Here is a 6,486-nt window from a genome sequence, read left to right on the forward strand (position 1 = left end):
GCTGGGTATCCGTCCGCAGGCACGCAGCCTCGGCCCGATAGTGCCCCCAACGCGGCGCCGAAAAGATCGCAAACACATTCTCAGAACCGGTGACTCGCCGTGCCCCCGCAGTGCGCGGCCCGGCCATGTCATGGGCCCGCTGCAGCGGTGCTTCGCAGCCTTTTGCGAATGGCCTGCTGCGCAGACTTTTCCAGCCCTGCATACGGCCCGCCAAAGGGCGTGATCGTTGACAGAAACTGGGCCGTGGTGTCGTCGCCCACGCCCCGCATGGCGCACACCACAGTGCAGCGCTGGGGCTCCTCGCTGGCCAGGGGATAGAGCGCCATCAGGAACGACCGGGCCCGGTTGGACTGGGCGGGTGTGGGTGGCAGTGCACCCTTGAACGAGAACTTGAGGTTGATGGTGTCGGCCAGCCCAAACGCCTCGCCCAGATGGCCCCCTGGGTTGTCCAGTGCGTCAGAAAACAGGGCAAAGAGGGCATCGTTGGCTTCCGGCGTCTTGAGCGCCTGCAGCAACGCGAGCACGTAATCGGCAGATGTACCGTCCCCCGGCTGCGCATGCATCCACCTGGCAAGGCCGGCAATGCCGTCCTCCGCATAGGCGCCCGCAACCTCGGCCCATCTGGCCAGGGGCACGACGTGGCTGCCACCCGGAGGAAAGGGTGTATGGGACCACTCCAGTTCGGCAGACAGGCGCTGCAGCTCTGCCTGCAGGCCCGGTGTGCGCCGCGCGGCTGCAGCGAGGATGTCTTCGACTTCGAGCGCATGGGCCCGGGCTTTCTTGCGCAGGGTGTTGATGTTCACGGTACGGAACGCTGGGTCGGTAGGTCGGTTGCCATTATTGCGGGCCGTGTGCGCTTGGGCACCTGTCACATTGTTGGTGGGTGGGTTGGTTGTTTGCTTGCTTGGATGCCTGCTTGCATGGCCCTGGGCCGGGTTCAGAGCGCGGCCAACACAACTCTTCTGGCGTCGCTGCCGCGTCTTGTCGTGCTGCTCGTACTGGATGCGGCGGGGCGCCTGGCCAGAGTCAGCTTCGCTGAGTGTGTTCGCCGCTATCGCGCAAAGCGCCTGCGGTAGTCCCTGGGCGCCACGCCGAGGTGGCGTTGGAATGTGACGCGCATGCGCTCTTCGTCGCCAAAGCCGCACTGCGTGGCGATCTGGTCCACATTGCGGGTGGTGTCCTCCAGCAGGCGCCTGGCGGCTTCCAGGCGAAACACCTCCACGGCCTTGGCAGGGGTGCGGCCGGTCTTTTGCTTGTACATGCGCGCAAAGTTGCGCGGGCTCATGCGGGCGCGTTCGGCGAGAAACTCCACCGTGAGGTCTTCGCGCTGCAGGTGGGCGTTGATCCACAGGTTGAGCTCTTCGAAGGCCGGCGAGCTGTCGGCCTGCGAGCGCAGCAGGGCGCTGAACTGCGATTGCCCGCCGGGCCGCTTGAGGTAGACCACCAGCTCGCGCGCCACCTCCATGGCCACGTCGTGGCCGCAATCGGCCTCCACCAGTGCCATCGCCAGGTCGATGCCGGCCGTGACGCCGGCCGAGGTCCACACGGCACCCTGCTGCACAAAGATCGCGTCGCGGTCGATCTCCACCGTGGGAAAGCGCTCGTTCATGCGGTCGAACATGAGCCAGTGCGTGGTGGCGCGCTTGTGGTCCAGCAGGCCGGCCGCGGCCAGCAGAAAGGCACCGCTGCACACCGATGCCGTGCGCCGCGTTTTGGCCGACGCGCGGCGCAGCCACTGCACCAACGGGGCGGATTGGTCGAGCACTACATCCATGTGCGGCGAGCCGGGCACGATGAGCGTGTCCACCGTGCTGGCGCGGCAGTGGCGCAGTGGCACGGTCTGCACTTCGAGCCCCTCGGCGCTGCGCACCAGGCCGCCGGCGGGGCTGGCGGCGATGCGTTCGTAGCCCGGCAGGCCGCGCGCCTCCATGGCCTTGGTGGCGGCCCAGAAAACGGTCTGCGCGCCCGTCAGGTCGAGCAGGCCCACGTCCGGGAAGGCGACGAAAAGCACGCGCCGGGCTCGCGCACGCTCTGGCAGGATTTCAGGGGTATTGGTCATTTGAGACGGATGGCATCGATCCTACCATTCAGGCATCGAACCGCACATACCCCAAGGATCACCATGAAGATCGTCGTCATCGGAGGCACCGGCCTCATCGGCAGCAAGCTCGTCAAGCAACTCACTGCGCGCGGCCATGAGGCCGTGGCCGCATCGCCCAACACGGGTGTCAACACGCTCACGGGCGAGGGCCTGGCTGCCGCGCTGCAAGGCACGCAGGTGGTGGTGGACGTGGCCAACTCGCCCTCGTTCGAGGACAAGGCGGTGCTCGACTTCTTCGAAACCTCGGGCCGCAACCTGCTGGCGGCCGAGGCAGCGGCCGGCGTGCAGCACCACGTGGCGCTGTCGGTGGTGGGCACCGAGCGGCTGCAGGGCAGCGGCTACTTTCGCGCCAAGCTGGCGCAAGAGAAGCTGATCAAGGCCGCCAACATCCCCTACACCATCGTGCATGCCACGCAGTTCATGGAGTTCCTCGCCGGCATCGCCCAGGCGGGCACCGAGGGGCAGACGGTGCGCCTGTCGCCAGCCCTGGTGCAGCCCATCGCGTCCGACGACGTGGCCGCCGCCATGGCCGACGTGGCGTTGGCGGCACCCGTCAACGGCACCATCGAGATCGCCGGGCCCGAGCGCGTGGGCCTGGCCGCGCTGGTGCAGCGCTACCTGGCGGCCATCGGCGATGCGCGCACGGTGGTGGGCGATGCGGCGGCGCCGTATTTCGGCGTGCAGCTCGACGACCGTTCGCTCACGCCGGGCGATGCGCCGCGCCTGGGCACCATCACATTCGAAACCTGGATGACGCAGCGATGAACGTTGGCAGGGGATACCGGCTCTCCGAGTTCATGGTCTGGACGCGGCGGGAACTCTATGTGCTGGTCGCCCTGGGCCTGGTACCGGTGTGCCTCTACCAACTGGCGCACTGGCGCTGGCTGAGTGTGCCCTGGACCGTGGTGGCGCTGATCGGCACGGCCACGGCGTTCATTGTGAGCTTCAAGAACACGCAGACCTATGGCCGCACGGTGGAGGCCCAGCAGGTGTGGACCGGTATCCTCAATGCCAGCCGCGCCTGGGGCCTGGTGAGCCGCGACTATGTGAAGAGCGAGGTGGCCACCCGGCAACTGGTCAACCGCCATCTGGCCTGGGTCACCGCGCTGCGCTACCAGATGCGCCGGCACCGCGCGTGGGAGAGCACCAACCGGCGCACCAATGCCGAGTACCAGCGGCACTACTGTGTGCCCGAGCAGGAAACTGCGCTCGAGGTGGAGCTGGCGCGGTTTCTGGACGCGGACGAACTGCGAGATGTGCTTGCCTCGCGCAACAAGGCCACGGCCTTGCTGGCCAACCAGAGTAGGACAATTCTGAAATTGTTCCAGATGGGCGAGATCCCCATCAACTTCTTCATCGAGATGGAAAAAGCCCTCAAGGAGCTGCTGGACCACCAGGGGCGCAGCGAGCGCATCAAGAATTTCCCCTACCCGCGCCAGTACGCGATCATCAACACGTTCTTCATCCGCTTCTTCTGCGTGCTGCTGCCTTTCGGGCTGCTCAAGGAGTTCGATGCGTTGAATGCTGTTGCCAATGGCTGGATGCAGGGCCACATGGTCTGGCTGGTGGTGCCCTTCAGTATGGTGGTCTCGTGGATGTACACCACGCTGGAGCAAGTCGGTGCCAGTACGGAAAACCCGTTCGAGGGCGGCGCCAATGACGTGCCGATCGCCCAGATCAACCGCATGGTCGAGGTGGAACTGCGCGAGCTGCTGGGCGATACGGATCTGCCGCCGCTGCTGCGGCCCCAGAACAACATCATCCTTTGAAGGGGGGTGCGGGGGGCTGCGCAGGGCCTCCAGCTTCATTGCGCGGAGCGCTGCGTACGGCGGGTTTTTGGGCAATCACGCTTGCGCAAATAAAAGACTGAACTAGAATTCACTTCATTGCTGAATACGGATTCATTTCTTTATGGCCTACCGCCAGACCCCCGCCGTGGAAGCCCGCCTGCAGGACAACCGCAGCCGCATCCTCCAAGCCGCGCGCGCCCTGGTGAGTGAGGGTGGCTGGAAGGAGGCGCAGGTGGCCAGCGTGGCAGCGGCCGCAGGCATCGCCACGGGCACGGTGTACCGCTACTTTCCGTCCAAGGCCGAGCTGTTTGCGCAGGTGCTGTCGGCCGTGTCCCAGCGCGAGGTCGATGTGCTGACCGAGATCGCCAAGTCGGACGGCACGGCGCTGGTGCGGCTGCATTCGGCGGTGGAAACCTTCGTGCGGCGTGCCATGCGCAACCCGCGACTGGCCTATGCGCTGATCGCCGAGCCCTGCGACCGCGAGATCGACGAGGCCCGGCTGACCTACCGGGCCGCCATCAGCGAGGTGGTGCGCTCCATCATCGCTGCGGGGCAACTGGCGCAGGAAATGCGGCCCGACGTGCAGCCCGACATCGCCGCCTCCGTCATCGTGGGCGGGTTCATGGAGGGGCTGATCGGCCCGCTGTCGCCGCTGAGCCGCCAGCAGCACCAGGACACGGACAGCTACCGGCACGAAGTGGCCCTGCTCGCCGGCCAGATCGGCCGCCTGGCCTGCGCCAGCGTGGCGACACCCCCGTCCACGGTTTGACAACCCCACTGGAGACACCATGAACAAGCCCCATCCGCCCGGTATCCTCGAAGCCTCGCCTGCCGAACGCTACGCCACCCACACGGTGCTCAACCAGGCGCAGCCCGCCAGCGGCTTCAATGCCTTTACCGGCGACGCCGTGCTTCGCGCCGCCATCGAGCGCGAAGCCCCCTGGGCCGCCGGCCGCTGCGAAGCCCTGGGCGCGCTGGTGGGGGACGAGCAGGTGCAGGAGCTGGCGCGCCTGGCCAACCGCCACATCCCCGAGCTCAAGACGCACGACCGCTTCGGCAACCGCATCGACTGGGTCGATTTTCACCCCAGTTGGCATGATTTGATGGCGCTGGCGTGGAAGCACGAGGTGCCCAACCTGGCCTGGCGCACCCGGGAGAAGAGCGGCCACTACGCCCGCGCCGTGCTGTCTTACCTCTGGAACCAGGTCGAGCAGGGCACCGCCTGCCCGACCGGCATGGCCTACGCCTCGCATGCCGGCTTTGCGGCCGAACCGGCCCTGGCCATCTGGGCCGAAAAGTCCAAGGGCACGGCCTACGAATTCAGCCGCCGTGAGGTGGGCGACAAGCCGTCCGTGGTGGTGGGCTATGCCATGACCGAGAAGCAGGGCGGATCGGACCTGCGCGAGACGCAGACCACGGCGCACTACTCGCATTCAGCGGACTACCATGGCGCCACGGCGCGCTGGTACGAGCTGACCGGCCACAAGTGGTTCTGCTCGGTGCCGCAGTCCGATGGCTTCTTCACGCTGGCCAAGGTCGCGGGGGAGGTGAGCTGCTTCTTTCTGCCGCGCACGCTGCCCGATGGAAGCTACAACCGGTTCTTCGTGCAACGGCTCAAGGACAAGGCGGGCAACCGATCCAATGCCTCCAGCGAGGTGGAATACGCGGGAACCCTGGCCATTCTGGTCGGAGAAGAGGGCCGTGGTATCCGCGAGATCCTGTCCCATGCGCACCTGACGCGGCTGGATTTCGCGATCGGCTCGGCCGGCCTCATGCGCCAGTCGCTGACCCTGGCCCTGCAGCACACCCGCACGCGCAGCGCCTTCGGCACCCCCATTGCCGAGCGGCCGATGATGGCGAATGTGCTGGCCGACATGGCCGTGGAGGTCGAGGCGGCCACCTTGATGGCCCTGCGAGTGGCCAGGGCCACCGACCGGATGGCGGCCAACGAGCACGAGCGGCTGCTGGCCCGCGTGGCCACCCCGGCAGCCAAGTTCTTCAACTGCTCGCGCGCACCCTCCATCGCCTACGAGGCGCTGCAGTGCCATGGCGGCAATGGCTTCATCGAAGAGAACCCGATGGCGCGCCTGTACCGCGAGGCGCCGCTCAACAGCGTCTGGGAGGGAACGGCAAACATGATGTGCATGGACGTGCGCCGCGCCATGGCCAGGGATCCGCGCACCATCGATGCGCTGTTCGACGAAGTCCGGCCGCTCGCGGGCCAGGACGCGCGCTTCGACGCCCTGGTCCAGCACACCGCCCGCCTGGTGCGCGCGGCGGTGGACGACGAGTTCCTGGCCCGCCCCATGACCGAAGCGGTGGCGCGCGTGCTGCAAGGCGCTGAGCTGCTGCGCCACAGCTCCCAGGACGTGGTGGATATCTTCCTGAGCACCCGCAGCCCCGGTGCCTCGGGCGCCTGGGGTTCGCACTATGGAATGCTGGCCTTCACCACCACCCAGGCTGCGGCGCAGAAGGTCGTGCAGCGGGCCATGGTGTCTTGATCGCTTGATTGCGGGGGGCCCAAGACCCCTTCGTCGGTACTGCTGGCGGTATGTGGGCCGCAGCGCCTGGCACATCCCTCTCAGGCTGCCACTA

At 66.9% G+C, this 6,486-nt stretch carries 6 protein-coding genes; 4 read left to right on the plus strand and 2 right to left on the minus strand.

What is annotated here, in order from left to right; genetic code table 11:
- Positions 1–128 precede the first annotated feature (128 nt).
- Positions 129–803, minus strand: a complete 675-nt coding sequence (locus U5N23_RS16610; RefSeq protein WP_322593895.1) for a hypothetical protein — start codon at positions 801–803, stop codon at positions 129–131.
- 248 nt (positions 804–1,051) lie between these two features.
- The gene (locus U5N23_RS16615; RefSeq protein WP_322593896.1) at positions 1,052–2,059 is read right to left on the minus strand and encodes a GlxA family transcriptional regulator; all 1,008 of its coding nucleotides are present in this window, start codon (positions 2,057–2,059) and stop codon (positions 1,052–1,054) included.
- Between the two features lie 63 nt (positions 2,060–2,122).
- On the opposite strand from U5N23_RS16615, the gene U5N23_RS16620 reads away from it, so the two are divergent.
- The 4 genes from U5N23_RS16620 (at position 2,123) to U5N23_RS16635 (ending at position 6,392) form a co-directional block, all read left to right on the plus strand.
- The gene (locus U5N23_RS16620; RefSeq protein ID WP_322593897.1) at positions 2,123–2,866 is read left to right on the plus strand and encodes an SDR family oxidoreductase; all 744 of its coding nucleotides are present in this window, start codon (positions 2,123–2,125) and stop codon (positions 2,864–2,866) included.
- Positions 2,863–3,870 (plus strand): bestrophin family protein, encoded by a 1,008-nt coding sequence (locus U5N23_RS16625; RefSeq protein WP_322593898.1) that lies wholly within the window; start codon positions 2,863–2,865, stop codon positions 3,868–3,870. The genes U5N23_RS16620 and U5N23_RS16625 overlap by 4 nt, the downstream gene beginning before the upstream one ends.
- A gap of 142 nt (positions 3,871–4,012) precedes the next feature.
- Positions 4,013–4,660 (plus strand): TetR/AcrR family transcriptional regulator, encoded by a 648-nt coding sequence (locus tag U5N23_RS16630; protein ID WP_322593899.1) that lies wholly within the window; start codon positions 4,013–4,015, stop codon positions 4,658–4,660.
- 19 nt (positions 4,661–4,679) lie between these two features.
- Positions 4,680–6,392 carry an acyl-CoA dehydrogenase family protein gene (locus tag U5N23_RS16635; protein WP_322593900.1) on the plus strand — a complete coding sequence of 571 codons (1,713 nt, stop codon included), beginning with the start codon at positions 4,680–4,682 and terminating at the stop codon, positions 6,390–6,392.
- The last annotated feature ends 94 nt before the right edge of the window (positions 6,393–6,486 follow it).

Source organism: Acidovorax sp., from assembly GCF_034519795.1.
GTDB lineage: Bacteria > Pseudomonadota > Gammaproteobacteria > Burkholderiales > Burkholderiaceae_C > Acidovorax.